The following is a 26,644-nucleotide window of genomic DNA, read 5'->3' as shown; positions in this document are numbered from 1 at the left end:
TCTTAACTTACTCTAAGAGAGTAGATATCTCTCGTCATCTGTTTCATCCCGCAACAATACCATCGATGTTTCAACCTCAGCTTTTAGGCATATTCTCCGAATCGAAAGAAGTGTGAAACAGCGCATGTCGAAGACTACAGAAACTTTGACCAGGACGGGTCATGTGATTGTGACGATTGAGGTGTAAAAGGGGAAGGTCGTCTAAAAGCCGAAGTCAGCATCGACAAGGAAATTGATCCTGTTATCACCCTTAAACGACCCAACATTCAAACGCTTAAATCAATCACCACTTTCCCCACATGCCCAGCAGATTGCAGGTATCGATAAGCCTGCTGCGTGTCCGCAAAACCGAACACCCGGTCAACCTCCGGCACAATCCCTGCAGTCTCCATCGCTCTCACTGCCGAGCGCAGATCCGCCGTTGAGCCCGTATTATTCCCGACAATATTCAACATCTTCTCCATTATTGGCAGTACTGGCACAGTCAACTCCGCACCGCCTACAAACCCAATCACAAAGATCGTCCCGTTATAGGCCGCCGCATTGATCGATTTAGCAAAAGTCGCCGCACCCACGGATTCCAGCACCAGGTCCGCACCCTGACCGTGCGTCAGTTCCAGCACCTGTTTATCCCAGTCCGGTTCATCACGGTAATTAATGCCTTCATCGGCACCCAGTGCTTTCACCTTCGCCAGTTTTTCATCGGAAGAGGAGAGCATAATCACCCGTGCGCCCGCCGCTTTAGCATATTGCAACGCAAACAGACTTACGCCACCGGTCCCAAGCAACAGCACGGTGCTACCAGGCTGAACCTTACCGCGCACGATGGCGTTCCAGGCCGTCGTCGCAGCGATCGGCAGCGTGGCGGCCTGCTGCCAACTGAGATAATCAGGGATGCGCACTAAAGAAGTCGCCGGAACAACGGCAAACTCCGCTAGCCCGCCATTGCCAGTCACGCCACGCAAGGCATGATGATGTTCAGCGCGAATCAAACCTGCATGCCAGTTTTGCATCATACCCGGCACGACGCGCTCGCCGATTTGCCAGCCGCTTACCCCCGACCCTAATTCAACAATCTCACCCGCACTGTCAGCCCCCGGAATGATCGGCTGCGCGATGGCACCAAACTGACCGGTTGCCAGCGCCAAATCGAGATAGTTGAGGCTTACCGCATACTGGCGAATCAATACCTCGCCATGGCCCGGCTGTGGGCGCGGCAGTTCAGTGATATTCAGGGCATCAATGTTGGGCGCAGTTAATTGGATAGCCCGCATAAAATTCTCCTGTTTTCAAAGTACAGTCAGTGTGGCGCGAAAACAGGCGCTATAATCGATGTCAAAACCAAATGACTGTTGCACAGGGAGCAATAATGCAGGATGACGATTTCCGCCAGCGTGAAGCGTTTTTAGCGGTGGTGCGCGCAGGCAGTTTCAGTGCCGGCGCGCGTGCGCTTGGACGCGATGTTTCAGTGGTCTCGCGCCGCATCGCTGCGTTAGAAAAACGGCTGGGCATTCGCCTGATCGAGCGCACCACGCGTCGTATCCGTCCCACGGAAGAAGGGCAGCGCTATCGGCAGAAGATCGAACTTGCCGATGAGCTATTGCGGGAAGCGGAAGAAGAAGCGCGGGCCCTGGCGGCGCGTCCAGCGGGCACCATTCGCTTAACCGTGCCAGCTTCTTTTGGTCGCAGTTGGGTGGCGCAGGCGTTGCCGGGCTTTTTGCAGGCTTATCCTGATATTCGTATCGTACTGAATTGCAGCGACCGCTACGTCGATTTGCTGGGGGATAATTTTGATATGGCGATCCGCATCGGCGTGCTCACGGATAACCGCCTGATAGCGCGTAAGCTGGCGGATACCAGCCGAATGCTGTGCGTGGCGCCAGATTATCTGGAACGTCATCCTGCGCTAAACCAACCTCAGGATCTCCGCCAACATGATTGTCTGGGCTTTACCCCGATGCACAGCTGGCCGGAATGGCGACTGGAGAAAGACGGTCATCAAATCGCGGTACCGGTGCAAACGCGTTTTGAAAGCGATGAAATGGATGCTCTGGTGCTGGCCGCGCAGGCAGGCATGGGCGTATTGCTGGCGGCCAACTGGCTGGTGCAAAAGGAGCTGGCCGAAGGATCGCTGGTGCCGGTGCTATCTGACTGGCAGGCGGTTGGGGAAGATGGCGTCTGGCTGATGAAACCTTCCAGCCAACTTCAGTCGGCGAAGATCAGTGCCCTGACCGAATGGCTGGTGGCCTGGTTTGCGGAAAAGCGCTGGTAAAGTCGAATCCAAGGCGTAGTGATGAGGTTAAGCGGCTGCAGCGGCCTGAAGCCCGCTCAAGCCGTTTGCATCACCAGACCTCGAGCATTGCGGCGCAGGTGGTCAATTTTACGACTTCATCAATCGCTGCAGTGACGCCGCACTCTGCTCATCATCCGGTACATACACCAGCAGGCGGTCGCCGTTGCGTGAAGCAGACCACCAGTTATTCTGGCGCAGCGTCATTTCACCGACTTCCTCGCGGTAAAAACGCTTCAGCCGATTTTCCACCTTGCCCAGTTCGTAGCGTTGCCAGGTTTGGGCAAATTCATCCGAGCTATTCAGCAAACGAGCGAGAAAACTCTCCCAGTGTGGATCGCCAAGGTGTTCGCCCATCTGTCCACGAAACATCGCCACCATCTGCGGCATCACGTCTTCCCAGTCATTAATCGCTTTGCGCCAGCCGGGATGATTAAACGCCAGCCAGATGCAGTTGCGGTCCTCCACGGCGATCTCCGCAAGATCCACGCCCATCAATGCACACCAGGCGGCGTTATAGCCAAGAATATCGAAACGCGGTGTTTCGATAATCGCCGGTAACTGGATCGCGTCCAGCATCTGCTGATTATGTGCTGCGATTTTGCAGCAGGCAGCGGCCACCCGCACCGATGGCAACGAGTGTCCGGCAAGGGAAAACAGATGCTGCGTCTCGACATCGTTGCACTGCAATGCCGTGGCAATGGCCGTCAGGGTTTTCGGCGAGGCTTTGATATCGCGACCCTGTTCCAGCCACGTATACCAGGTCACGCCGACATCCGCTAACTGCGCCACTTCTTCACGGCGTAATCCGGGTGTACGGCGGTGACGCATATGCGGCAAACCCAGACGATTAGGGTCGAGACTTTCACGGCGGGTGCGTAAAAAAGTGCCAAGCAGTTTTCGATTGTTGTATTCAGCCGTGACGGGGGCAGTAGCCGTGCTCATGAGCAGATCTCCAAACGAGACGGGTAGTATTTATACCATGATAAACAAGAACTGGTACCCGTTTAATAGTTAGGTGATGCTATGCCGTACTGCACTTAAAAACAAGGTTAAAACCGATGCACACATCGCAACTTCAACGCGCGGGACTGGTGGTCCTGCTGGCAGGGCAACTGCTGCCCATGATCGATTTTTCCATTGTCAACGTGGCGCTGGATGCCATGGCGCATACGTTGCGCGCCACATCGATTGAGCTGGCGCTGATTGTCGCTGTGTACGGCATTGCTTTCGCCATCTGCCTGGCGATGGGCGGACGCCTGGGGGATAACTATGGACGTCGTCGGATATTCCTGGCGGGAGTAGGGATCTTCGGTATTGCATCTTTATTATGCGGCATCGCCAACAGCGTCGGCCTGTTGATGTTTGCTCGCGCACTACAGGGTGTCGGCGCGGCTTTCATCGTGCTGCAAATCCTCGCCACCATGCATGTCACCATGAAGGGCAGGGAGCACGCGCGCGCCATTGGCCTTTACGGCGGCATTGGCGGGCTGGCCTTTATCATTGGCCAGGTGTTAGGTGGATTCCTGATCAAAGCGGATATCGGCGGCTACGGCTGGCGCAGCGTGTTCCTGATCAACCTGCCGATTTGCCTGTTTGTGCTGATCACCGCGCGACGTTTTGTGCCTGAAACCCACAATCATCAGCGCGTGCCGGTGGATGTCAGCGGCACCTTGCTGCTTGCAGGCGCGATTGGCTGTTTGATGCTAGCGCTGGCGCTCGGTCCGCTGCTGCACTGGTCATGGCCGTGCATTCTGCTGCTGGTGCTGTTCCCGGTGTTATTGCATCGCCTGCGTCAGAGTTCACTGCGTCTGGAAGCAGAAGGCGGTTCGCCGTTGCTGCCCCCTTCGCTGCTGCGTCTGCCAAGCGTTCGTTTTGGTCTAACCCTGGCGGTGCTGTTCTTCTCCTGCTGGAGCGGCTTTATGTTTGCAGTGGCGCTGACGCTGCAGTCGGGCATCGGTTTAACCGCCTTTGAGTCTGGCAACGCATTCATCGCTCTGGGCGCTGCCTACTTTATCGGTGCGATGCGTTCAACGCGCATGGTGGAACGCTTTGGTAAACGCACCACGTTACTGACCGGTTGCGGCATCCAGATGGTCGGTTTGATTGGACTGATCGGGACTTTCCAGTTTGCCTGGCCTGATGTTGGCGTCTTTACCCTGATGCCCGCCACCATCCTGATTGGCTTCGGTCAGTCGTTTATCGTCAGCACCTTCTATCGCATTGGCATGAGCGGTGTACCGCATCATCAGGCGGGCGCGGGCAGTGCGGTGTTATCCACCGTACAGCAATCGGCACTCGGTTTGGGTCCGATGCTGCTCGGAGGCGTTTTCACTCAGATTAACATGCAGGGTAATCACCTGGCTGCCATCTCCGGCACCCTGGGCGTGGAGTTGTTAATGATGGTGACGCTGGTGATTCTGACCAGTCTGAACCGTCGCACTTTCCAGCCGGTGACGGCGGAAGGGTAATCCTTATGCTGTGATTTCTGCAGCGGCTTTTCAGCTTACTGTAAGGTAAGCGAAAATCCGTTGATTGCGCTGAATTTAACTTTGGCGCAGTGGTCTTTTTTCCGGAACATATCGCCGCAACTAACGGGCTGAACCGCGTGTTCAGCCCGTTTTTTTGTGGTGCGGCAGAAATGCGTTGAATGGAAAAACGGCAGGCTCATAGCAGATGAAAAAGATGTTAACCGGGTTACTTTTCATGGTAACCACCACAGCCTTTGGTGCAGACGATTTCACCCTCAGGGATATTCACTTTGACGGCTTGCAGCGTGTCGCACCGGGTGCGGCAATGCTGAGCATGCCGGTACGCGTGGGCGATCGCGTCTCGGATGACGATATTCGCAACACCATTCGTGCGCTATTTGCCACTGGCAACTTCGAAGATGTGCAAGTGCTGCGCGATGGTGACGCGCTGCTCATTCGTGTGAAAGAACGTCCGGCCATTGCCAGCATTTCCTTCTCCGGCAACAAGGCGATCAAAGAAGATCAGCTGAAGCAAAATCTCGATGCTACCGGTGTGCGAGTCGGTGAAGCGCTGGATCGCACCACGCTATCAGACATCGAAAAAGGACTGGAAGATTTCTACTACAGCGCGGGTAAATACACTGCCAGCGTCAAAGCTGTGGTCACGCCGTTGCCACGCAATCGTGTCGATCTGAAGTTCGTGTTTACCGAAGGTGTATCCGCGAAGATTCAGCAGATCAATATTGTCGGCAATCACGCCTTCTCGTCTGATGAACTCATCTCGCACTTCCAATTGCGTGATGATGTGCCGTGGTGGAATTTTATTGCCGATCAGAAATATCAGAAACAAAAACTGTCCGGCGATTTAGAAACACTGCGTAGCTATTATCTCGATCGCGGTTTTGCACGTTTTAATATTGATTCAACGCAAGTGAGTTTAACACCCGATAAGAAAAGTATTTATCTGACAGTCAATATTCATGAAGGCGATGTTTACCATATTTCCGATGTTATCCTGAACGGCGATATGGCGGGACATTCCGCCGAAATTGAGAAACTGGCCCATATACCGCCAGGGGCTTTATACAGCGGTGCCAAAATTACTGATAACGAAGGCGCGATCAAAGCGCTGCTCGGTCGCTACGGCTATGCTTTCCCGCAAGTTAGTTCTCAGCCTGAAATTAACGATGCAGACAAAACCGTTAAACTGCATGTGAATGTTGAAGCAGGGCATCGTTTCTACGTGCGTCAGGTGAAGTTCAGCGGCAATGACACCTCGAAGGATTCGGTGTTACGTCGCGAAATGCGCCAGATGGAAGGGTCGTGGTTAGCCAGCGATGCGGTTGATCAAGGTAAGGCCCGTCTCAATCGTACCGGCTATTTCGAAAGCGTCGATGTTGATACCCAGCGTGTGCCCGGCAGCCCTGATCAGGTCGATGTGGTGTATAAGGTGAAAGAGCGTAACACCGGCACTTTCAACGTGGGTCTTGGGTACGGCACCGACAGCGGCATCAGTTACCAGCTTGGCGTCAGCCAGGATAACTGGATGGGTACCGGTAATATCGTGAGTTTTAGCGGCACTAAAAACAGTTATCAAACCTATGTTGAGATTGCTGCCACCAATCCGTACTTCACCGTGGATGGCGTGAGTCTTGGCGGTAAACTGTTCTACAACGATTACAGCGCCGAAGATAATGACCTGTCTGAATACACGCTGAAGAGTTTTGGTGCCAGCAGTACGTTAAGCTTCCCGATCAGCGAAAACAGTAATCTGAGTTCAGGGCTGGATTACACCTACAACCGCGTCAGTAATATGGCGCCACAGGTCTCCATGTGGCGCTATCTGGGATCGCAGGGCATCCATCCGAAAGTCATCACCACTAATGAAGATGATGATGACGATTACGCCACCAGCGATGAGAAGTTTGTCGCTAATGACTTCTTCTGGAACATCGGCTGGAACTACAATTCATTAGATCGTGGTTTCTTCCCGACCTCGGGGGTTTCAGCGGGTTTCAACACCAAAGTGACGATCCCGGGATCGACCAACAGCTATTACAAAAGTACGCTGAGTGCCAACGCTTACTTACCGCTGAGTAATGACCATCGTTGGGTGCTGATGGGCCGGACTAAAGGCGGCTATGCGGATGGATTTGGTGGTAAAGAAGTGCCGTTCTATGACAACTTCTATGCCGGCGGCTCCAGCTCCGTGCGCGGATTCTCATCCAATACCATCGGTCCGAAAGCGGCTTATTACAGTTGCACCGGCAGCGAAAGCAGCTATGGCAACTGTTCGGTGAATAAATCGGATGATGCGGTGGGTGGTAATGCGATGGCTGTGGCGAGCGCGGAGTTAATCGTCCCGACTCCATTTGTTAGCGATCGTTATGCGGATTCACTGCGTACTTCATTCTTTGTCGATGCCGGTACCGTGTGGGATACCAAATGGGAAAATACCGCGGCAACGCGCGCGGCAGGCATTCCGGATTATGGTGATCCGAGTGAAATCCGTGTTTCCAGCGGTCTGGCATTACAATGGCAATCGCCGCTTGGTCTGCTGGTGTTCTCCTATGCGTTGCCGATCAAAAAATATGAAGGCGATAAGTCTGAGCAGTTCCAGTTTAATATCGGGAAAACCTGGTAGTGGTTATTTCTCTGTTAAAGAAAGAAGTAAGATTTACGTTATCTTTAAACAGAGAGAACAGAATAAAATAGCCGTTTGCGTAAAATAGTCAGGGTACGGTGCTTATGGAATGAGTGCCTGCCACCATCGTTGTTATGCATTTTCTATCAATATATTTCGCCACCCATTTGGGTGGCTTTTTTATATTATTTAACCTTCGCTCAGGCGTAATCCGCTTTCTGCATCAAACAGATGAATCTTCTCGGCGTTGAATCCAATACGAATCTGATCACCACTCACTGCAGCATGACGCCCGGCGATTTGCATATGCATGGCGTGACCGTGCCATTCAAGGTGCAACAACGTTGATTCACCGGTGATTTCAACCACTTTCACCTTAGCTTGTGCGCGAGTTTCGGCTTCCAGCAAATCATGAGGACGCACGCCCAGCGTCACCTTTGCTCCATCACATTCACGTACCACCGCTTGCCAGCGCAGAGGTAGCGGTTGCCATAAATCCTGGCACTGCACACCCGGAATGCCCTCGCGCGTGATTAACTGTGCGGGTAACAGGTTCATCGGCGGTGATCCGATAAAACGCGCCACAAACGTGTCCGCTGGTCGGTCATAAATCGCCAGCGGTGCACCCTGCTGCACAATGCGACCTTCTTTCATTACCACAATCTGATCGGCCAGGGTCATGGCTTCCACCTGGTCGTGCGTGACATACACCATGGTGGTTTTGAAGCGTTGATGCAGGGATTTGATCTCCGCACGCAACTCCATCCTCAGCTGTGCATCGAGGTTGGACAACGGCTCATCAAACAAGAACACTTGCGGATTGCGCACCATCGCGCGTCCCATCGCCACACGCTGGCGCTGCCCACCGGATAACGCACGCGGATAGCGCCCGAGCAGTTTATCAATGCCGAGAATCCCGGCGATGCGTTCGATTTTGCTCTGCTGCTCTTCGCGCTTCACTTTCTTCACCTGCATATGAAACGCGAGGTTCTCTGCCACCGTCAGATGCGGATAAAGCGCATAGCTTTGAAACACCATGGCGATATCACGATCGGCGGGATCGCGATCGTTGATTGCTACTTTATCCATCATGATTGCGCCATCCGACAGGCTCTCCAGCCCCGCCAGCAGACGCAATAAGGTGGATTTACCACAGCCGGACGGACCGACCAGTACGGTAAAACTGCCGTCGGGAATGGTAAGGTCGAGCGGATGCAGAACCGATTGTTTACCGTAGCGCTTGGCCACTTTTACGAGTTCAACACTGGCCATGATTTAGCGCTCCTGTGCGGAAAGTTGCAGTTGATGCCAGTCGGGATAGCGACGTGGCTGGGTACTGATTGCCAGTGACGCCACCGCGATGCCCCATTGCAGCGCGGTGGTGATATTCTGCTGATGCAGCAGCGCAGCGAGAAAACCGGCATTAAAGCTGTCGCCTGCACCAATGGTGTCCACCACGGTGACGGGCTTCGCGGGCTGAGTGATGTGCTGATGTGATTGCCAGCAACCCGCCCCCTGCGCTCCGCATTTCACCACGCAACCGCCACGTCCGCTGAGTCGTTGTGCGAGTTGGGTGGCGGCCACGTTGAGATCCTCCGCGTCCATCAGACCCAGCGTTTCGACTTCATTGAGCAGTAGCCAGTCACACAGCGGCAACCATGGCGCCATCTGCTGGCGAACCTCTTCGGTCCAACCCTGCGGCGGCCAACCGGTATCCACGGCGGTGGTAAATCCGCGTTGCTGCAACTCACTCAGTAACAGCGGGTATTCGTTGTAAAGATGCAGGCACAGGAAGGTGCCACACAGCAGCACGATATCGCCTTCATTGGCACGCAGCGGCAGTTGATTCAGCACATCTTCGGCGGTGAGCCGCACGATATGGCCAAGATTACTGAGGAAGGATCGCTCGTGATCGGAGTGCGTCACACCCACGGTGAGTGAGGTTTCACAGTGATAGCGCGTCCAGTAGGCGACGCTATGTGGAAAGTAACTGCCCAGCCAGGCGCTTAAGCCGTCATCGCCCTGATTTGCCACTGCACGATGGCGCACCTGCATTGCTTCCAGTGCTAACGCACAGTTGCCCGCCGATCCGCCGGGACGCAATTCGCTGTGATTCATCATCACTTCGGTGCCACGCTGCGGCCAGTGGTCGAGGGTGCCCATAATCAAATCGACGTTAATATTGCCGACCACATACAGCGTGGCGGTAGTGTCCATGTTCATCTTCATCCTTTGCTCCCGCCACTGGCCAGGCCGCTCACCAGCGTTTTCTGCAGCCAGATAGCAATAAACAGCGGTGGCACGGATGCCAGAATGCCGACCGCTGCGATCAAACCATCATCGGTGGCGCGCCCGGCGGTAAAGCCCGCAATCGTCACTGGCAAGGTTTGTGCCGCGATGTTGCTGGTGAACAATAGCGCATAGAAAAACTCATCCCACGCCAGCAACCAGCCAAACAGCGCCGCTGCACCCAGCACTGGTTTTGCCAGTGGCAGGGTAATGCGCAGCAGCACCTGCCAGACGCGCAAGCCATCCAGCCGCGCCGCTTGCTCAATATCCTGTGGTAAAGCATCGAACTGGTTCTTCAGCATCCACGTCAGGAACGGCAGGATCAGCGAGCAGTAAACGATGATCAAACCGGGGCGCGTGTTCAACAGATCAAACTGTTGCAGCAGGAAGTAGAGCGGCAGCACAAACGCCACCGGCGGCACCATATAGATGGCGAGTGAGGCAAACAGCCAGCCATCGCGACCACGATAGCGCGAGAAGCTGAACGCCGCCGGAATCGCCAGCAGCAGGCAGATAATGGTCGCCCCAGTAGCCACCAACAGGCTGTTTCCTAGCGCATGCAGGAACAGCGTGCCGGGCTGGCCGGGTTCCAGTGAAATCAAACGGCTGTAGCGGCTGAAATCCCACTGGCGCGGTAACCATTCCAGCGGAACACGCGTGAGATCGCTGGTGGCGCTGACGCTCATCAGAAACAGCCAGCCCATCGGCGCAAGTACGGAAATTGCCACCAATAACGCGGCGGCATATTTGGCCGTGCTGCGTAATTTAGCCTTCATACGCGCTCCCTTTTCGGCGCTGACGCCACAATAACAACATGTAAAGTGTGATCAGCACGGCGCACAGCAGGGTCATCAGCATGGCGTAAGCCGCGCCGCTGCCCGCTCGCAGGTAGCTGAACGACTCCTGATAGACGTAGAAACTTAACGTTTTGGTGCTATCAACCGGGCCACCGCGTGTCATCACATAGATGATGTCGAAAATCTTGAAGGCATCGATGGTACGCAACACCAGCGCCACGCTCAGCGGGCCAACAATCGCCGGGAAGGTTATCGCACGGAAGCGTCGCCAGGCAGATGCGCCATCCAGACGCGCCGCTTCAAACAGATCGTCAGGAATGGATTGCAGCGCAGCCAATACCAACAGCGTCACCAGCGGATAGTTCTTCCAGACGTCGGCGAACATCACCGCATTGAGCGCCGAATCAGGCGAACCCAACCAACTGCGATAGCCATCGATAATACCGAGTTGTGTGAGCAAGGCGTTAATGCTGCCGTAATCCGGGTTGAAATTGAGGCGCCACATCATGGCGTTGACGATGGTTGGCAGTGCCCACGGCAGAATCACCAGCACGCGCAGAATATTGCGACCAGCAAATTTCTGATTCAGCAGCAGCGCCACCAGCACGCCAATAACCCCTTCAAACGCTACCGAGACCACGGTGAAGTAGAGTGTGCGCCACAGTGAAGATTGAAAATCGGGATCGGTGATGGCGAACAGATAGTTCTCCACGCCAACCCAGGCTGGCGCTTCACCGCTGCCAATTAAGGCGGCATCGGTGAAACTCAGCCAGATGGTGCGTAGCAGCGGCCAGGCGGTGAGCAACAACATCACCAGCAACATGGGTGCTAACAGCACCCATGCCTGCCGTTGTTCGCGTTGACGCAAACTCAGCATGCTGACCCCTTAACGTAAACGCGCAGCACTTTTATCAACCGTCTGCATGGCCGCGTCTGGCGTGGCGCTGCCCACCAGCACTTGCTGCAGTTGCTGCTGCAAGGTGTTAGAGAGACGGGAATAGTCGGCGGTCTCCGGACGCGACAGCATCACATTCAGTGACTTGTCAGCCGCCGCGATCAGGCTCTCCTGGTTCTTCAGTACTGCTGGATCCTGATAAGAGCTTTTCCAGATCGGCAGGCTCAGGGTGGCGTACTTGTTCTGTACCGGTTGCGAGGTCATATAGCTGATGTATTGCCACGCCTGGTCACCGTGGGTGCTGCCTTTGGCGATGCCGAGCCCCATCGAACCGTTCACCGCACCAAATTTACCCGGCGCATCGCCTGGTGCCGGAACGATACCCACCTGACCGGCCACTTTGCTCTGCTTCGGATCGTTAGCCATGTTGTACATATAGGTCCAGTTCAGCGCGAACGCGGCGTCGCCGTTGGAGAAGGCTTTGCGCACATCCTCTTCCAGATATTCGCGTGAGGCTGGGTTACTCAGCCCTTCATCCAGCGAACTCTTCATCAGCTTGACCGCCTGCAATGAGGCCGGGCTAGAAAAATCGAGCTTGCCGTTGTTATAGAATTTGCCGCCAAAGCCAGATACTAACGTGGTGTAATCACACACCAGCGCTTCCGCCTGCGACCAGCTCCACACCAGTGGATATTTTACGATGTTCTTTTGTTTGATGATGCGTGAGTCATCAATCAACTGTTGCCAGGTTTGCGGCGGGGTGGTGATCCCGGCTTTCTCCAGCATCGCTTTGTTGTAATAGAGGTATTTAGTATCCAGGATCCATGGCATGCCAAGGGTTTTGCCGTTATAGACCACGGTGTTCATTGCGCCGGGGAAGATCTTCTCTTTTTCGTCTGCGGCGATACGGCTGCTGACGTCCTGCAGCAGATCAAATTTGGTGAATTCCGCAGGCCAGATGGCATCGAACAGCACCACGTCATAACCGTTACCGCCTGCGCCACGCGCCGCGACAATTTTGTCGTGCAGCGCTTCGTACGGCACAAACTCCAGATTCACCTGCACATCCGGATGCGCTTTCTGGAACTCCTGCGTCATGGCGCGAATATCATTTTCGCTGTAAGCCGCCTGAGTCATAAACAGCGCATTGAGGGTGGTTGCGGCTGCCGCGCTACCGGCGCTGGCTAACATGACCGCGATGGCACAGCCTTTCAATGTGGTCGAAAACCGGATTTTCATAACATTTTCCGCCTTGATGCAAGAAGAGGGTGTTTAATTAAATCAATTTGATTGATTTAATAACGCGCACAGGTTGTCAGGTTGCTGCAGCTGACATCAATGAGCTAAAGCAAGTGACGTGCCAGGGCATAAATCTCGTTTGCCGCTGCTCACTACTCTGCACAGATTTTTGCGGCTGTCAGGTAAACAGGTTGTAAATTGTGTCGCCGATCATAGATATTGATGCGCTGGCAGTCGCGGGCGTGAGAAGAGGGAAGCAGGATGAAAACATCAGGAACCAATCTGGAGCATGCGCGCGCGCATAATCGCCGTGTGATCATCGAAGCGATCCGCCTGCACGGTGAATTGACGCGGGCTGAGCTGGCGCGACTCACCGCCTTAACCCCGCAAACTGTCTCTAATATCGTGGCTGAACTGGAAGGTGCAGAACTGCTTACCAGCCGCCAACCGCGCAAGCAGGGGCGTGGGCAACCGGCGATTCCGGTGATTCTCAATCCAGCCAGTGCGTTCTCTATCGGCATTCATCTCGACCACCAAACCTTACTAATCGTGCTAGTGGATCTCACCGGTGAGATTCACTTCCGTCGCCTTATCCTGGTGCAAAAACCGGAACCTGATGCCACTTTAGCGCGCATTGCAGAGGTTCTGGCAGAGATCAAAACGCAACTCGGTCACCGCTGGCAGAAAGTGCTGGGGATCGGCGTAGTGATGCCGGGTCCGTTTGGCGTTGAGGGGATTTCCTCGGTGGGTCCCACTACCTTGCACGGCTGGGAGTCGGTCGATATCGAAGCAAGGCTGGCCGAAATGAGCGGCGTGCCGATCACGCTGGAGAACGATGCCACGGTCGCGGCAATTGGGGAGCGGTTCCACGGTGTAGCGCGGCATCTTAACTCGTTTATCTATCTCTACATCGGCACCGGATTGGGCGCTGGCATCATCATGGATGGCCATGTTTACAGCGGTCATGCGCACAACGCCGGAGAAATCGGGCATGTGGTGGTGGAGCCGGGCGGACGTGAATGCTATTGCGGCAATCACGGTTGCCTCGAACGTTATGTATCACTGCAGGCGGCCTATGAATTCTGTGGGCTGGACCCGATGACCGCGTTGCCGGACGACCTGCTGGAAGTCGATCCCGCCGTATTTGATCGCTGGATTGATACCGTGCTGACGCCATTGCGTCAGGGCATCAATATGCTGGAATGCATTTTCGATGCGGAGAGCGTGATCATCGGCGGCATGATGCCCGCCGCACTGCTGGATAAAATCATTCAGCGCCTACCGCCGCTCTATCAGTCGGTGCGCGGGCGTTATCTCACCGGCTCACGTTTGAAAACGGGCATGACCGGCAGTGATACTGCTGCGTTGGGGGCGGCGGCGTTGCCGATTTTTGACGAATTTAATCCGCAGTTTCAGGTGTTGATGAAATAAGGACAACAATGCGCAGGCAAGACCCATTCCTGCCCTTAAATGACGTTGAAACAACGGAAATCCTGACTTGCCATCTGCCAGAGTACTGTGCCTGACGCCTGCGCTGCGGCAGGTGACTTGATAGGATTTAACCTGCGAAAAATACGCTCAACTTTTGCTGCTCCCGGCCGTGATCATCCATATTATCCGCCGTCAGCCAGGCCGATATCGCATGCTTCACCTGCGGCCATTCACCATCAATTATCGACAGCCAGTCGGTATCGCGATTGCGCTGCTTGCGCGTCATCGCCTGGCGAAAACGCCCTTCATAGGTGAAGCCAAGGCGTTCCGCTGCCCGACGTGAAGCAAGGTTAGTGGAATCACAGCGCCAGGCGACCCGGCGGTAGCCCAGCTCAAATGCCTGTTTCAGTAACAAGTAGATCGCTTCACTGCCCAGCACGTTACGCTGCATCAGCGGTGACCAGGTAACATGACCGATCTCTATCGCACCGTTCTGGCCATCAATATTGGCGAAACATACCGCACCGACCGCTTGTCGAGTGCGATGATCGATCACCGCATAACTCACTAACCCGCCATCCTGGCATTTTCCACTGACCCAACTTTCCATCTCTGCCAGCGAGGCAGGCTTCGTCGCACCCAGCCAGGTCCAGTCACGATCATCAGGCGCCAGTGCGAAGGCGGCAAACAAAGCATGGCTATGCGTAATATTTAGGGGTTCAAGTGTACAGAAGCGACCGTAAAGCGGAATAGCAGGAGGCGCGGCCAGCGGCTGCCAATCTGGCAGAGCAAAACCCACTGGCTGACCATATTGGTTTAGTTGCGTCATCGTCTTTCCCTGGCTGAGTTGCAAATTATGTGCAAAGGCACTGTGTTGCCTAAATACACTCAGTTTATAACAAGAAAATTATCGGGCGATTAAAACCTTTTTTACGCATTACCGTAATGACATTTTGTACCACCCATAACTTGCCAACTTGTCTGTCATGGGTGATTGCACACGGAAAATGTAAATGTGTTTTATTGCACTTTAATACAAAACGCGTGCCTTCATCATAATCAATTATCGTAGAAAGGTGTGTTTGAATGAATGTCTGAAATACGTTATCCAATTCATGTAATGTAATGTGATGGATGGTTTATTACGCGGATCGTTTATTCGTTCAAATGCGGCATGGAAAGTAAAATGAATTCTGGCGCAGTCCTCAGCGAGGATGTCATTGATATCAGCTTCCAAATCCAGGAGTTGTTGTTCCGTTATGGTCATAATGCTGCGCAGCAACCTCGCTCAGTTTGCGATTGAGCTCTTCATTTGAGAGTGCATGAACGGTCGCAACATGGGCGCTGTAGCTTAGCGTTCCCATCCGGACATCAAACTCTTCATTATCAAATGAATCGACAAAGACAGCGTTGCCGCTCTCAGCATCAAAGAATGAGGCGTAATTCTGCTCTATTTGCATGTCAAATTTGAACATACAGACTCCCAATCAAAAAATTCTCTTCGATTATAGATGACAGAAATTATACCTTTTATGCAGTTTTAGCGACAAGCCGATAAACAATTCGCGATGAGTTTATCATCCGCTGAGCAATGTGCAATATTTAAATGGTCGAAGTGTTAAAATAATTTCTATTTAAATCATATTGTTAATGGTTTCGGTAACGAGATTTAATACTGTTTTATGGCCATATATGTCTCGATTTTTAATTTTCAACTTGTTAGCTTTACAGTTTCCAAAACCGAGAGTATGTGTTGTTAAAACGTGTAAGTAGATTCAGTCACATTATTAAAAATATATCTCGGACGAGAATCTTCAGAACAAAACAAATGGAGCTAAAATGCAGCCAAATCTACGCGAAGTCGCAGTCAAAAACGTTGAAATCGGTAGTAACGTTACGATTTACCAGCCTGCAAACGTTTATGGCTGCACCCTGCAAGACGATGTCTTCATCGGTCCGTTTGTCGAAATTCAGGCACATACGGTGATTGGAAGAGGCACAAAGGTGCAGTCGCACACCTTTATCTGTGAATACGTTAGCGTGGGCGAAAACTGCTTTATTGGTCACGGCGTGATGTTCGCCAACGACATGTTCCGGGATGGCGAACCCAATGCCGATCGAGAAAGCTGGGCGCGCATCACGCTCGGTAACAACGTCTCAATCGGCAGTGGTGCGAGCATTTTGGCTGTCAGCATCTGCGATGGCACGGTCATCGGCGCGGGCAGTGTGGTGACGAAAGACATCACGCAGAAGGGCGTTTACGCCGGAAACCCGGCGCGTTTACTGCGGCTGCTTTAACTCTCCATCACCCAATGCCCGGCACTCACCTCGCGATAACGTCGCGTGTCCGGCACAAACCCCAATGCGCGCACCGGGCTTTTCAGCTCGCTAACGTCCATATGGCGCTTGAGATGACGTCGAGCTGGATCAGGCACCGGCACCGATGACAATAACTTGCGCGTATAGTCATGTTGCGGATTCTCAAAGATAGCCGCGCGTGGACCGATTTCAACAATCTCGCCCAACAGCATCACCGCCACGCGATGGCTGATGCGCTCTACCACCGCCATATCGTGCGATATAAACAAATACGACAAGCCAAGGCTGCTCTGCAGATCCAACAGCAGATTAATAATCTGCGCTTTGACAGTCACATCCAGCGCAGAGACGGATTCATCGGCAATAATCATTTTGGGGTCGAGCATCAAAGCACGGGCAATACAGATGCGCTGGCGCTGACCGCCGGAAAACTCATGTGGATAACGTTTCATCATCGCCGAAGACAAACCCACACGTTCCATTAACTCCGCCGCCTTTTCCCGAGCAGCCTGTTTACTGCCGAGCTGATGTTGCAGATAAGGCTCGGTCAGGGCTTCAAGAATCGACATGCGCGGATTAAGGCTGGCGAACGGATCCTGAAATATCATCTGCATCGCCCGACGTAACTGGCGCAGTTCGCTGGAGGAGAGATTTAGCACGTCATAACCGTCGAAAGCGATCTCGCCGGCATCGGCTTTCACCAACCGGGTGAGGGAGCGACCAGTGGTGGATTTTCCACAGCCGGATTCACCGACCAGCGACAAGGTTTCGCCGGGCATCAAATCGAATGAGATATTTTCCACCGCATGTACCGCGCCGGTTTTGCGGCTTAACAAACCTTCGTGGATGCTGAACCGGGTGCTGAGGTTTTTCACCGACAGCAGCGGCTGTTGCGAAGCGGGGCGCTCAGGTAGCAGTGCCACCGCATCACCTTTCAGCGCAAACTTCTGCGGCCCCGAAATGCCACGCATCGCGCCGAGCTGCGGCACGGTAGCGATCAGCGTGCGGGTATAATCCGCGGCTGGCGCCGAGAAAATGTCCGCCGTGGTGCCAGTTTCCATCACATCACCCTGATACATCACTAACGTGCGATCCGAAACTTCCGCCACCACGCCCATATCGTGGGTGATAAACAGTACCGCGGTGCCTTCCTCTTCCTGCAATGTCTTAATCAGGTCGAGAATTTGCCCCTGGATGGTGACATCCAGTGCGGTCGTCGGCTCATCGGCAATCAGCAGTTTTGGCCGCAACGCCAGCGCCATGGCAATCATCACACGCTGACGCATGCCGCCGGAAAAGTGATGCGGATAATCATCGAAGCGTTTAGCGGCATTAGGAATGCGCACTTTCTCCAGCAGCTTCACCGTCTCTTCCCGCGCCGCCCGCTTACTGATGTTGCGATGGTTGATCAGGACTTCAGCGATCTGGTGACCAATGGTGAAAGAGGGGTTGAGGCTGGTCATCGGCTCCTGAAAAATCATCGCCACGGCGTTGCCACGAATATCGCGCATCGCTTTTTCGCTCAGATTCAGCAGGTCCACGCCGTTCAGCAGCACTTTGCCGGTCACGCGCGCGTGGCGCATATTCAGCAAGCGCATAATCGCCATCGACGTCACGCTTTTGCCCGAACCCGACTCCCCGACAATCGCCAGCGTCTCACTGGCGTTGATGGTCATCGATACGTTCTTCACTACCTCACGCCACTGATCGTCATGACGAAACGCAACGGTGAGGTTTTCCACCTGCAAGACCGGCTCGCGACTCATTTGGCCGCCACAAAGCGAGCCGAACGGGTGCTGACCGGCAGAAATTCAAAGTCAGTGTCGAAAGGATAGGCAGGCTGCAGTTTACGTTTACGCTCCAGACGTTCGACGTACTGATCCACCACGCCTTCAGACAGCGCCATCAGGTTAGGATTAGCAAGCGGTGCCAGTTCCGGTGACAGATAACCCGATTTCACCACCACAATTTTTGCCTGCGCAGGATGAAGCCCCAGCAATTCAAAATCAGCGATATTGTGATAAGGGCGACGACGATCGGCGACCACCACCGTGATGCCGCCGGTTTTCAGCAGCGCCTGTTTAGCCAGCGAATGCGCATCATCACTCACCCGCAGGACTTCAAATTCTGCGGTAACTTTCCCCCCTGCGGGATCGAGCGTGGCACCGATCGTCAGAGTGAGTTTCGCCCCAACGCCTGCCGCAAAAGCAGCATCGGTGGCCGGTTTATCGGTGATTCCGGCGACGATCACATCCTGCGCGCCCTGGCGAATCAACTCTGCCAGCAGATTGGCACGATCGCCCACGCCACCACCGGTCGGGTTATCGCCCGAGTCGGCCAAAATTACCGGTGCAGTTTCACTGGCGATGGCCATTTTCACGCACTCTTCGGTGCTGCCTGTGACGCAGCCGAAGACAAAGTCGTCGCGCGCCTGCCAGTATGCCAGCGCCAGTTTTGCTGCCTGTTCGGAAAGCACATCGGCGTCGGTACCGGTCATGATCGCCGCCGCAGTGGCGCGCGGTTCATCGGCCCAGACATAGCCGACCATCAGCGACGCATCCCAAATGTGGTCGATTTCATTGATACCCGGCAAACGCGCATACAAACTTTTTGCCGGTTCATCTTCGGTACTGGTGCGCTCACCGGGCAGCACCACCGGAATCGGTGCCCAAATCACACCGGGTTTCACGCCGGTTTGCAGGCTTTTCACCAGCATCGACACGGATCGACGCATGGTTTCTTCCACATCGATGTGCGGCGCCGTGCGATAGGTGGAGAACATATCAATGGCATCGATGATGCGCTGCGTCACGTTGCCATGCAGATCGTAACTGACGGTGATCGGACAATCCGGGCCGACCAGTTCGCGCGTGGCAGTAATCCAGTCACCTTCGGCATCTTCCATCCCTTCCACATACACCGCGCCGTGCATGGCGAGGTAGACGCCGTCCACCGGCAGCTGTGCTTGCAGACGAGTGAGAAAATCCTGCCTGAAGTCATCATAAGTGACCCGCGCCACCGGACCACCGGCGATGGCGCGCGCATGGAAGGTCGGCAGAAATTCGGCATCGTAATCCTGCAGGAAAGCAAAGTAGGGGTTGGTCAGCAGATCGTTACCGCGCACGATGCGGAAGTCGTCGGCATAGTTCAGCACCGGGTTATATGTACTGCACTCCGTATGAATGCCACCAAAAGCAATGCGCATACAGCCTCCGCTAGTCAGGTAATTGAATGATGAATCGATATGCCGCCACGCTTGCCGCGGCGCGCGCCCAGCTCTGTTCGCTGATCACGATGCTGGAAATCGGGGTTTTGCCCATGATCGACGGCAACACGTGGCTATCAATGGATTGCATCACCACGGTTTTCAGTAAGCCGTCAAAAGCATCGGGTTGATGTGCGATGACGATCAATTCGGGATCGTTCATCTGAATAATGTTGGCGATCGAGAGGCCCAGCGCGTGACCAGCCTGATGCAGAATGGCGATGGCGGCACTGTTGCCTTTCACCGCCAGCGCTTCCAGTTCGGCGATGGTTTGGCTCTCGAGTGCTTTATCGCGCATGCTCTCGCGAATCGCGGTCAGCGAGGCGAGAGTATCCAGGCAGCCGCGTTTGCCGCATCGGCAAGGGCGTCCGCCGGGTTCGATGGTGCAGTGGGCGATTTCACCGGCCCCGCCGTGTGCGCCGCGATGCAGTTGACCCTGGAAGAAGTGTGCGGAACCGATGCCGTCACCATGGGAAATCAGGGTGAAGTTGCGCGCTTTTTTCGCCACGCCGAAGATCTTCTCGCTGACGGCCAGCGCTTTGGCATCGTTCTCCAGCGAGACATCAAGGCCGGTTTGCTGTTTGAGCATGTCGGCCAGCGGGACATTCTTCCAGCCCAGCAGCGCTGATTGTACGCAAATTGCCTGATTTTCATCGACAAATCCGGAGAGCGTAACGCCCAGGCCAATTAATTGATCGGCTGAAATGCATTTCTGCGCAATCAAATCGGGAATCGCTGCCGCTAGCGTCGCACTCAGCTGTTGGGGATCAGGATCGAGTGGCATGTGCGTGCTCGCCAGCACCAGTCCATGCATATCAATCAGCACTAAAACGACGTACTCGCCGAGCAGCGAAGCGCCGAGAAAATAGGCGCTGTCAGCACGCATTTTTAATAATACCGATGGCCGACCCTGACCGCTGGATTCCGCCAGGCTCTCTTCCAGCAGTCCGGCATTCAGCATCTCTTTGACCAGTGGGCTAATCGCGGCTTTGCTCAACTTCATATTTTCCGCAATAGCAGTGCGGCTCATGCCGTGCGAGGCAATAAGCAGACGCAAAATTTGCTGCTGGTGGGCATTGAGCATGTTGGTTCTCACTGCATTAGCGATATGACCTGACAATAATGAGGCTGGAAAACAAATTCAACGATATTTAGTTAATTTTCTGAACGCAGATCTAACTATAAGTAAAATATATGAACTTACGTATTGGTTTTTGTTCAGAGAATGTGCCTTATATAGCGTTGTTAATTCACCTAACATTTCAATGATTCATTGAGGGCCTTCATGCAAAGCACATTCAAGCATTTAAAGGTACTGACGCTGGCCGGTTGTATCATGGCGTCACTGGCAAGCTCGGCGGCAATGGCCAGCCAGCTGGTGATTATGCAAAACGAACCGCCACGCAGCATGGATCCGGGCAACCAGACCGCTACCTTTACCGGCACGGTGCTCGATCCCATGTATGAAGGCCTGACGCGTCTGGGTGATGACGGCAAGATTATCCCTGCGCTGGCGCTCTCCTGGAGTGCGGATAGCAGCGGATTACACTGGACATTCAAGCTTCGCCCAAATGTGAAATTCCACGACGGCTCGCCGTTTAATGCCGATGCGGTAGTGGAAAACTTCCAGCGCCATTTGGATACCAAACGCGGTCTGGCGGGCAGCGGTAAAGTTCGCACCTTTATTCAGGATGTGAAGAAAACCGATGATTTAACGGTTGAGTTTGAGCTGAAAAAAATCAATCCGGCCTTTTTAACCGTGCTGGCATCGGGACCGGGATTAATGGTCAGCCCTACCGCAGATAAAGCGGGCAGCATCAGTAATAAGGCGGACGGCACCGGGCCGTATAAGCTGGAACAATATAAATCTGGCGAATATGTGCTGGAGAAAAAGAACAGTGATTATTGGGGTAAATCAAACGGCCCTGATGAAATTAAATGGACGTGGAGCAGTGAGCCTTCCGTGATGAATATGGCGCTGCAATCCGGCCAGGTCGATATTATTAATCCGGTACCGCCGCAATTCGCCGGAATGTTGAAAAACAATGCTAACGTGAATTTGAAACAGTCGCCTGGCGCGGCCGTGTTCTGGGTGGATCTTAATACGCAAAGTAAAGCGTTGAGCGACGTGCGCGTGCGTCAGGCGCTGAACTTTGCTACCGATCAGCAGGCGCTGGTGAAAGCCATCATGTTTGGTTATGCACAGCCGGCTAACTCTTCACTGGCTCCGGTTGATGCTAACTACGACAAGAGCCTGAAGGATTACCCTTACGACGTGCAGAAAGCCAAAGAACTGCTGAAAGCGGCAGGTTACCCGGATGGCTTCAGCATGTCGATTGCGGTTCAGGCACCGGATGCGCGCACCGCGCAGGTGTTGCAGGGGCTGTGGGCGAAAATCGGCGTGAAGTTGAATGTGCGCCAGATGGAAAGCGGCGTCTGGACCAAAGCCGCCTTCGCCGATGCCAAAGAGAAAGCCCAGCAGGGCACTGATGCGGTATTGGCGTCGTGGTCATCCGGTTTGTACGGTTCTGACTTGCAACTGCGCCCGCTGTATCACAGCGCCAGCTTTGCACCGGGTGGCGCGAATCTCGGCTTCTTCAGCGATAAGCAAACTGATGACCTGATCGATACCGCCGCTTCCACGCTTGACGATGCGAAACGCAAAGATCTCTATTTCCAGGCACAGAAACAGATCAGCGGGCTGGCCCCGCAGGTGCTGCTGTTCTATCAGGATGACCTCTACGCCTCACGTAAAAACATCAGCGGCGTTACCATGCAGCCTGGCGGACAGATTGTGGTTCGTGACGCAGTGAAGAACTGATTGATGAAAGCGTACGTTGCGAAAAAGGTGCTCTCGCTGCCGCTGATTATTTTGGGCGTGTCGATCATCGTATTTATCGCCATCCGCGCGTTGCCGGGCGATCCGGCACGCCTGATGGCGGGCCCGGAAGCGCCGCAGGAAGCGGTGGATAACATGCGCATCCGGCTGGGTTTGGATCAGCCGCTGCCGCTGCAGTACATCAAATTTGCTACTGAAGCACTGCACGGCAATCTGGGGGAATCGTTGCAGTCACAGCGCCCGGTGATCACCGAAATCAGCGAGCGTTTGCCTTACACCTTATCGCTGGCGGCACTGGCCTATCTGTTGGCGATTGCCATCGGCGTGCCTGCGGGCATGACCGGGGCGATTTATCGCCAGCGTATTCCCGATCAAATCGTGATGGTGCTGACCATTGCGGGCGCATCGATAGCCAACTTCTGGCTCGCGCTGCTGGCGATGAACTACTTTGCGGTGGAACTCGGCTGGTTGCCGCTGTTGGGCGCGGACTCCTGGAAGAACTACGTGATGCCGACCGTCACGCTGGCGATTTTGCCGATGGCGATGATTGCCCGCATGACACGCTCCAGCATGCTGGATGTGCTGAGTCAGGACTATATTCGTACCGCCAAAGCCAAAGGCTTATCGTCGGCGAATATTCACTGGAAACATGCGCTGCGCAACGCCTTGATCCCGATTGTCACCATCGTCGCACTTAACTTCGGTAGCCTGATTGGTGGCGCCGTGGTGACGGAGTCGGTGTTTAACTGGCCAGGCATTGGCCGCCTGCTGGTGGATTCGGTGAAGTACCGCGACTACCCGGTGATTCAGGGCGTGACGCTGGTGGCGGTCACCGGCGTGGTGCTGATGAACCTGGTGGGTGAAATATTGATTGGCCTGCTCAATCCAAAAATAAGGTTCGACTGATGAACAGCCTCGATACCTCTTTGCTGCCGACACGATCGCGCCGTCGCCAGTTCCTGCGCATGCTACAGAACAATCCGTCGATAGCGATTGGCGGCGGATTGGTGCTGCTGGTGGTGCTGGCCGCGGTGTTAGCACCGCTGTTAACCCATTGGGATCCGATCGAACAGGATCTGCTGAACACCTTGCAGGCTCCCTCTGCTGCGCACTGGTTTGGCACGGACGACTATGGCCGCGACATCTTCGCCCGCGTGATTTATGGCGCGCGCATCACGCTGTTCGAGGTCTGCCTGAGTGTGGCGATCTCGATGGTGATTGGTATTCCGCTTGGCATCATCTCCGGTCTGGCAGGACGCAAAATCGATGCGCTGATTATGTGGGTGATGGATATTATTTTCGCCTTTCCCGGTATCGTACTGGCGATTTTGATTGTTAGCGTGCTGGGTGAAGGGCTGGCCAATATGCTGATCGCGATTTCGCTGTTCTCCATTCCGGTGTATGCGCGCCTTAGTCGTAACCTGACGCTCGGCCTTAAGAACATGGAGTACATTGAAGCCGCGCATATGCTGGGCGTGCGCTATCCGCGTATCATTACCCATTACATTCTGCGCAACTCAATCGGACCGCTGATTGTGCAATCGACTCTAACGGCGGGCGCAGTGGTGCTGTCGGCGGCCAGCTTGTCGTTTCTGGGGTTAGGCGTGCAACCGCCGATGCCGGAGTGGGGCACCATGATGAGTGATGGGCGCAACTTCCTTGGGCTGAATATTTACGTGTCGCTGTTTCCCGGACTGGCGATTTTGATTACTGTGCTCGGCTTTAATGTGCTGGGCGACGGCCTGCGTGATGTGATGGATAAACGTTTATGAGTACAACACCGGCAGTGATCTGCCTCGATCTGGGCGGTTCGTTCGTGAAGTTGGGTGTGATGGATGCGCAGCAGCAGCTGACGATCCTCGATCAGCAAAAAATCCCGGCAGACAGCTGGCCGGATTTTACCGCGCTGGTGAGCCGCATGATCCAACAACATCAGCAGTTCAGCACGGATTCTCCGCTGGCGATCTCCACTGCGGGCATCGTGGCACCGGATAGCGGTGAGATGTTTGCCAGTAACATCCCAGCCTTTCATCAACGCAACCTCAGCCAGGCGCTGGGCGCGTTACTGCAACGTAAAGTGATCGTGCATAACGATGCCGACTGCTTCACTTTCGCGGAAGCGCAGGCAGGTGTGGGCAAAGGGCACAAAGTGGTGTTTGGCGCCATTCTCGGTTCCGGCGTCGGCGGCGGTTTGGTGGCAGATGGGCGAATCATCACCGGACAGAATGGCCTGACGGGTGAATGGGGCCATGGTCCGATTACGCTGACCGAAGTGGACATTGAAGGCGAGACAATACGCTTGCCGCGCCAGCCTTGTCCCTGCGGTCAAAAAGGCTGTCTCGATAGTTTCGGCGGCGCGCGCGGGCTGGAGAATCTCCATCGCACTTTGCATGATGTTAATGCGAGCAGCCTCGACATTATCGCCGGCTGGCAACAGCAGGAAGTGCAGGCTAATCGCACGATTCAGGTGTGGTTACAACTGGTAAGTCAGCCGCTGGCTTACACTATCAATATCACCGGTGCATCGTTGGTGGCGGTGGGCGGAGGATTGGCTTCGGTGACAGCGTTGATGGAAGCATTGAATGAGGAAGTGCAGCGTTATGTGTTGCGCAGCACTCAGCATCCTTTGGTGGTGCCCGGCGTGTTTGCCCATAACGGCGGAATGATCGGCGCGGCGCTGCTAGCACGGCAGGTTGCTTAACGAAAATGCACACACTGCAGCGGTGCCAGTCAACATACCCTTGCTTTGCGCCGTGTTGGGCGCAAGGCGGCTAATCAACGATTAATTAGCCGCCACATAATTCTCTGCCATCGAATTTTCATTTAAATCAGTTATCATGTTCCGCTAAATCCTTTCAGTCTCAACGATGGTGGCCTTCAATGCCGCCACGATTGTGATTGGATTCTTCACCTGCGTTACTGGAAAACCATGTCATCTGCACAACCTCAACTTAATCAGCTGCCGGAGCAGGCATCGCTGCCACGCGCCAGTGTGCTCAAAGCGCTGTTTGCGCTCGGCACCGGTGGCTTTGCGATTGGTACCGGCGAATTCGTCATCATGGGCCTGCTGCCCGATGCCGCCACCGGCCTCAATGTTTCTATCCCTACGGCGGGCCACCTGATCAGTATCTACGCGCTGGGCGTGGTGATCGGCGCACCGCTGTTGGCTGTGCTCGGTGCTCGCGCTTCACGTCGTAACTTCCTGATGACGCTGATGGGCCTGTTTGCCGCGGGTAACCTGTTTAGCTCGATTGCTCCGGGTTACTACTCAATGCTGCTGGCGCGTTTCCTCGCCGGTTTCCCGCACGGCACGTTCTTTGGTGTCGCCGCATTGGTCGCTGCTGGATTGGTAGAGCGCAGAAAACGTGCTCAGGCCGTTTCGATGGTGCTATTTGGCCTGACGATCGCCAACCTGCTTGGCGTACCTGCGGTTACCGCGATTGGACAGGTGTTTGGCTGGCGTGAAGCGTTCGCCATTGTGGGCGTATTAGCGCTGTTGACCATGGTGCTGGTGGGCATGTGGGTGCCGAACGTGGCGGGTGACAAAACCGCCAGTCCGTTGCGTGAACTCTCGGCGTTGACGCGCAAACAGGTGTTGCTGACGCTGGCGATTGGTGCGATCGGCAGCGGTGGCTTGTTCTCGGTGTTCAGCTACGTGAAACCTACGCTGACCGAACTGGCACAAATGCCGGTGAGCTGGATTCCGGCGGTGCTGGCGCTGTTTGGACTCGGCATGATTATCGGCAACGTGGTGGGTGGTCATCTGGCGGATCGTGGGCTGGAGAAAACCATTCGCATGGTGCTGATTTGGTCGGTGCTGGTGTTGAGTGCCTTTGTGTTTACCGCGCATTATGCGTTTGCCGGTTCACTCAATGTGATGCTGGTCGGCACCATGGTGGCGCTGGCGAGCGTGCTGCAGATCCGTTTGATGGATGTGGCGGGTGATGCGCAGACCATGGCGGCGGCGTTGAATCACTCGGCATTTAACCTGGCGAATGCGCTCGGCGCATGGCTGGGTGGCGTGACCATCTCTGCGGGCCTTGGCTGGCAGTCAACCGGTTGGGTCGGTGCGATTCTGGCGATGTTGGGCTTGTTGATCCATGGTATCGCGGTGCGCGATGCACGGAGAAAGTCGATTACGTTTGCGCATGAAAGCGCCTAGTTG

General features: G+C 54.6%; 22 protein-coding genes. 10 read left to right on the top strand and 12 right to left on the bottom strand.

Annotated features, from left to right (window positions below; genetic code table 11):
• Nucleotides 1-266: 266 nt before the first annotated feature.
• Nucleotides 267-1,274: a zinc-dependent alcohol dehydrogenase family protein gene (locus AC6I8L_RS23915; protein WP_058961643.1), complete on the bottom strand. Its 1,008-nt coding sequence runs from the start codon at nt 1,272-1,274 to the stop codon at nt 267-269.
• Between the two features lie 95 nt (nt 1,275-1,369).
• Between AC6I8L_RS23915 and AC6I8L_RS23910 the strand changes: the two genes are divergently transcribed.
• Complete coding sequence (locus AC6I8L_RS23910; RefSeq protein ID WP_058961644.1) at nt 1,370-2,272, top strand: LysR family transcriptional regulator; 903 nt, start codon at nt 1,370-1,372, stop codon at nt 2,270-2,272.
• Between the two features lie 108 nt (nt 2,273-2,380).
• Here the strand turns inward: AC6I8L_RS23910 and AC6I8L_RS23905 are convergent, their stop codons facing one another.
• Nucleotides 2,381-3,235, bottom strand: coding sequence for a helix-turn-helix transcriptional regulator (locus AC6I8L_RS23905; RefSeq protein WP_082678141.1), 855 nt, complete (start codon nt 3,233-3,235; stop codon nt 2,381-2,383).
• 116 nt (nt 3,236-3,351) lie between these two features.
• Between AC6I8L_RS23905 and AC6I8L_RS23900 the strand changes: the two genes are divergently transcribed.
• Nucleotides 3,352-4,761 carry an MFS transporter gene (locus AC6I8L_RS23900; protein ID WP_058961646.1) on the top strand — a complete coding sequence of 470 codons (1,410 nt, stop codon included), beginning with the start codon at nt 3,352-3,354 and terminating at the stop codon, nt 4,759-4,761.
• A gap of 205 nt (nt 4,762-4,966) precedes the next feature.
• Nucleotides 4,967-7,405, top strand: a complete 2,439-nt coding sequence (gene bamA, locus AC6I8L_RS23895) for an outer membrane protein assembly factor BamA (protein WP_058961647.1) — start codon at nt 4,967-4,969, stop codon at nt 7,403-7,405.
• 189 nt (nt 7,406-7,594) lie between these two features.
• Here the strand turns inward: bamA and AC6I8L_RS23890 are convergent, their stop codons facing one another.
• The 5 genes from AC6I8L_RS23890 to AC6I8L_RS23870 are packed head-to-tail and all read right to left on the bottom strand — an operon-like array spanning nt 7,595 to nt 12,625.
• Nucleotides 7,595-8,677 (bottom strand): ABC transporter ATP-binding protein, encoded by a 1,083-nt coding sequence (locus AC6I8L_RS23890; protein ID WP_058961648.1) that lies wholly within the window; start codon nt 8,675-8,677, stop codon nt 7,595-7,597.
• Between the two features lie 3 nt (nt 8,678-8,680).
• Nucleotides 8,681-9,628: a carbohydrate kinase family protein gene (locus AC6I8L_RS23885; RefSeq protein ID WP_058961686.1), complete on the bottom strand. Its 948-nt coding sequence runs from the start codon at nt 9,626-9,628 to the stop codon at nt 8,681-8,683.
• A 2-nt stretch (nt 9,629-9,630) separates the two neighbouring features.
• Entirely contained in the window at nt 9,631-10,470 is an 840-nt protein-coding gene (locus AC6I8L_RS23880; RefSeq protein ID WP_034828950.1) for a carbohydrate ABC transporter permease, read from the bottom strand.
• Nucleotides 10,460-11,368 (bottom strand): carbohydrate ABC transporter permease, encoded by a 909-nt coding sequence (locus tag AC6I8L_RS23875; protein ID WP_058961649.1) that lies wholly within the window; start codon nt 11,366-11,368, stop codon nt 10,460-10,462. Before AC6I8L_RS23875 ends, AC6I8L_RS23880 begins: the two co-directional genes overlap by 11 nt.
• 9 nt (nt 11,369-11,377) lie before the next feature.
• Nucleotides 11,378-12,625 (bottom strand): extracellular solute-binding protein, encoded by a 1,248-nt coding sequence (locus tag AC6I8L_RS23870; RefSeq protein WP_058961650.1) that lies wholly within the window; start codon nt 12,623-12,625, stop codon nt 11,378-11,380.
• Nucleotides 12,626-12,886: 261 nt separating this feature from the next.
• On the opposite strand from AC6I8L_RS23870, the gene AC6I8L_RS23865 reads away from it, so the two are divergent.
• On the top strand, nt 12,887-14,056 hold the full coding sequence (locus AC6I8L_RS23865) for an ROK family transcriptional regulator (protein ID WP_058961651.1): 1,170 nt from the start codon (nt 12,887-12,889) through the stop codon (nt 14,054-14,056).
• 127 nt (nt 14,057-14,183) lie between these two features.
• On the opposite strand, the gene AC6I8L_RS23860 is transcribed toward AC6I8L_RS23865, so the two are convergent.
• Nucleotides 14,184-14,885, bottom strand: coding sequence for a GNAT family N-acetyltransferase (locus AC6I8L_RS23860; protein ID WP_058961652.1), 702 nt, complete (start codon nt 14,883-14,885; stop codon nt 14,184-14,186).
• Between the two features lie 397 nt (nt 14,886-15,282).
• Entirely contained in the window at nt 15,283-15,531 is a 249-nt protein-coding gene (locus AC6I8L_RS23855) for a hypothetical protein (protein ID WP_058961653.1), read from the bottom strand.
• 364 nt (nt 15,532-15,895) lie between these two features.
• Between AC6I8L_RS23855 and AC6I8L_RS23850 the strand changes: the two genes are divergently transcribed.
• Nucleotides 15,896-16,354: an acyltransferase gene (locus AC6I8L_RS23850; protein WP_058961654.1), complete on the top strand. Its 459-nt coding sequence runs from the start codon at nt 15,896-15,898 to the stop codon at nt 16,352-16,354.
• Here AC6I8L_RS23850 and AC6I8L_RS23845 read toward each other — a convergent pair.
• The 3 genes from AC6I8L_RS23845 to AC6I8L_RS23835 are packed head-to-tail and all read right to left on the bottom strand — an operon-like array spanning nt 16,351 to nt 20,724.
• Entirely contained in the window at nt 16,351-18,141 is a 1,791-nt protein-coding gene (locus tag AC6I8L_RS23845) for an ABC transporter ATP-binding protein (RefSeq protein ID WP_058961655.1), read from the bottom strand. The genes AC6I8L_RS23850 and AC6I8L_RS23845 overlap by 4 nt on opposite strands.
• On the bottom strand, nt 18,138-19,580 hold the full coding sequence (locus AC6I8L_RS23840) for a M81 family metallopeptidase (RefSeq protein ID WP_058961656.1): 1,443 nt from the start codon (nt 19,578-19,580) through the stop codon (nt 18,138-18,140). Before AC6I8L_RS23840 ends, AC6I8L_RS23845 begins: the two co-directional genes overlap by 4 nt.
• Before the next feature lie 10 nt (nt 19,581-19,590).
• The gene (locus tag AC6I8L_RS23835; RefSeq protein WP_058961657.1) at nt 19,591-20,724 is read right to left on the bottom strand and encodes an ROK family transcriptional regulator; all 1,134 of its coding nucleotides are present in this window, start codon (nt 20,722-20,724) and stop codon (nt 19,591-19,593) included.
• Nucleotides 20,725-20,925: 201 nt separating this feature from the next.
• On the opposite strand from AC6I8L_RS23835, the gene AC6I8L_RS23830 reads away from it, so the two are divergent.
• From AC6I8L_RS23830 to AC6I8L_RS23810, 5 genes are all read left to right on the top strand, one after another.
• Nucleotides 20,926-22,461 (top strand): ABC transporter substrate-binding protein, encoded by a 1,536-nt coding sequence (locus AC6I8L_RS23830; RefSeq protein ID WP_058961658.1) that lies wholly within the window; start codon nt 20,926-20,928, stop codon nt 22,459-22,461.
• 3 nt (nt 22,462-22,464) lie between these two features.
• Nucleotides 22,465-23,385, top strand: coding sequence for an ABC transporter permease (locus AC6I8L_RS23825; protein WP_058961659.1), 921 nt, complete (start codon nt 22,465-22,467; stop codon nt 23,383-23,385).
• On the top strand, nt 23,385-24,251 hold the full coding sequence (locus AC6I8L_RS23820) for an ABC transporter permease (RefSeq protein ID WP_058961660.1): 867 nt from the start codon (nt 23,385-23,387) through the stop codon (nt 24,249-24,251). Before AC6I8L_RS23825 ends, AC6I8L_RS23820 begins: the two co-directional genes overlap by 1 nt.
• Nucleotides 24,248-25,180, top strand: coding sequence for an ROK family protein (locus AC6I8L_RS23815; protein ID WP_058961661.1), 933 nt, complete (start codon nt 24,248-24,250; stop codon nt 25,178-25,180). The genes AC6I8L_RS23820 and AC6I8L_RS23815 overlap by 4 nt, the downstream gene beginning before the upstream one ends.
• A gap of 228 nt (nt 25,181-25,408) precedes the next feature.
• Nucleotides 25,409-26,641 (top strand): MFS transporter, encoded by a 1,233-nt coding sequence (locus AC6I8L_RS23810; RefSeq protein ID WP_058961662.1) that lies wholly within the window; start codon nt 25,409-25,411, stop codon nt 26,639-26,641.
• Nucleotides 26,642-26,644: the final 3 nt, after the last annotated feature.

It is taken from the genome of Type-E symbiont of Plautia stali, from assembly GCF_059731115.1.
The sequence above is the reverse complement of the archived record's forward strand: the minus strand, read 5'-3'. Positions and strand labels throughout refer to the sequence as shown.

What these genes read in the sequence shown, in the direction of transcription:
- AC6I8L_RS23820 (WP_058961660.1), top strand. Translation starts at nt 23,385, where the DNA reads ATGAACAGCCTCGATACCTCTTTGCTGCCGACACGATCGCGCCGTCGC.
- AC6I8L_RS23835 (WP_058961657.1), bottom strand. Translation starts at nt 20,724, where the DNA reads ATGCTCAATGCCCACCAGCAGCAAATTTTGCGTCTGCTTATTGCCTCG.
- AC6I8L_RS23915 (WP_058961643.1), bottom strand. Translation starts at nt 1,274, where the DNA reads ATGCGGGCTATCCAATTAACTGCGCCCAACATTGATGCCCTGAATATC.
- AC6I8L_RS23880 (WP_034828950.1), bottom strand. Translation starts at nt 10,470, where the DNA reads ATGAAGGCTAAATTACGCAGCACGGCCAAATATGCCGCCGCGTTATTG.
- AC6I8L_RS23810 (WP_058961662.1), top strand. Translation starts at nt 25,409, where the DNA reads ATGTCATCTGCACAACCTCAACTTAATCAGCTGCCGGAGCAGGCATCG.
- AC6I8L_RS23900 (WP_058961646.1), top strand. Translation starts at nt 3,352, where the DNA reads ATGCACACATCGCAACTTCAACGCGCGGGACTGGTGGTCCTGCTGGCA.
- AC6I8L_RS23845 (WP_058961655.1), bottom strand. Translation starts at nt 18,141, where the DNA reads ATGAGTCGCGAGCCGGTCTTGCAGGTGGAAAACCTCACCGTTGCGTTT.
- AC6I8L_RS23910 (WP_058961644.1), top strand. Translation starts at nt 1,370, where the DNA reads ATGCAGGATGACGATTTCCGCCAGCGTGAAGCGTTTTTAGCGGTGGTG.
- AC6I8L_RS23840 (WP_058961656.1), bottom strand. Translation starts at nt 19,580, where the DNA reads ATGCGCATTGCTTTTGGTGGCATTCATACGGAGTGCAGTACATATAAC.
- AC6I8L_RS23815 (WP_058961661.1), top strand. Translation starts at nt 24,248, where the DNA reads ATGAGTACAACACCGGCAGTGATCTGCCTCGATCTGGGCGGTTCGTTC.
- AC6I8L_RS23855 (WP_058961653.1), bottom strand. Translation starts at nt 15,531, where the DNA reads ATGTTCAAATTTGACATGCAAATAGAGCAGAATTACGCCTCATTCTTT.
- AC6I8L_RS23885 (WP_058961686.1), bottom strand. Translation starts at nt 9,628, where the DNA reads ATGAACATGGACACTACCGCCACGCTGTATGTGGTCGGCAATATTAAC.
- AC6I8L_RS23830 (WP_058961658.1), top strand. Translation starts at nt 20,926, where the DNA reads ATGCAAAGCACATTCAAGCATTTAAAGGTACTGACGCTGGCCGGTTGT.
- AC6I8L_RS23890 (WP_058961648.1), bottom strand. Translation starts at nt 8,677, where the DNA reads ATGGCCAGTGTTGAACTCGTAAAAGTGGCCAAGCGCTACGGTAAACAA.
- AC6I8L_RS23870 (WP_058961650.1), bottom strand. Translation starts at nt 12,625, where the DNA reads ATGAAAATCCGGTTTTCGACCACATTGAAAGGCTGTGCCATCGCGGTC.
- AC6I8L_RS23860 (WP_058961652.1), bottom strand. Translation starts at nt 14,885, where the DNA reads ATGACGCAACTAAACCAATATGGTCAGCCAGTGGGTTTTGCTCTGCCA.
- AC6I8L_RS23865 (WP_058961651.1), top strand. Translation starts at nt 12,887, where the DNA reads ATGAAAACATCAGGAACCAATCTGGAGCATGCGCGCGCGCATAATCGC.
- AC6I8L_RS23850 (WP_058961654.1), top strand. Translation starts at nt 15,896, where the DNA reads ATGCAGCCAAATCTACGCGAAGTCGCAGTCAAAAACGTTGAAATCGGT.
- AC6I8L_RS23875 (WP_058961649.1), bottom strand. Translation starts at nt 11,368, where the DNA reads ATGCTGAGTTTGCGTCAACGCGAACAACGGCAGGCATGGGTGCTGTTA.
- AC6I8L_RS23825 (WP_058961659.1), top strand. Translation starts at nt 22,465, where the DNA reads ATGAAAGCGTACGTTGCGAAAAAGGTGCTCTCGCTGCCGCTGATTATT.
- AC6I8L_RS23905 (WP_082678141.1), bottom strand. Translation starts at nt 3,235, where the DNA reads ATGAGCACGGCTACTGCCCCCGTCACGGCTGAATACAACAATCGAAAA.
- bamA (WP_058961647.1), top strand. Translation starts at nt 4,967, where the DNA reads ATGAAAAAGATGTTAACCGGGTTACTTTTCATGGTAACCACCACAGCC.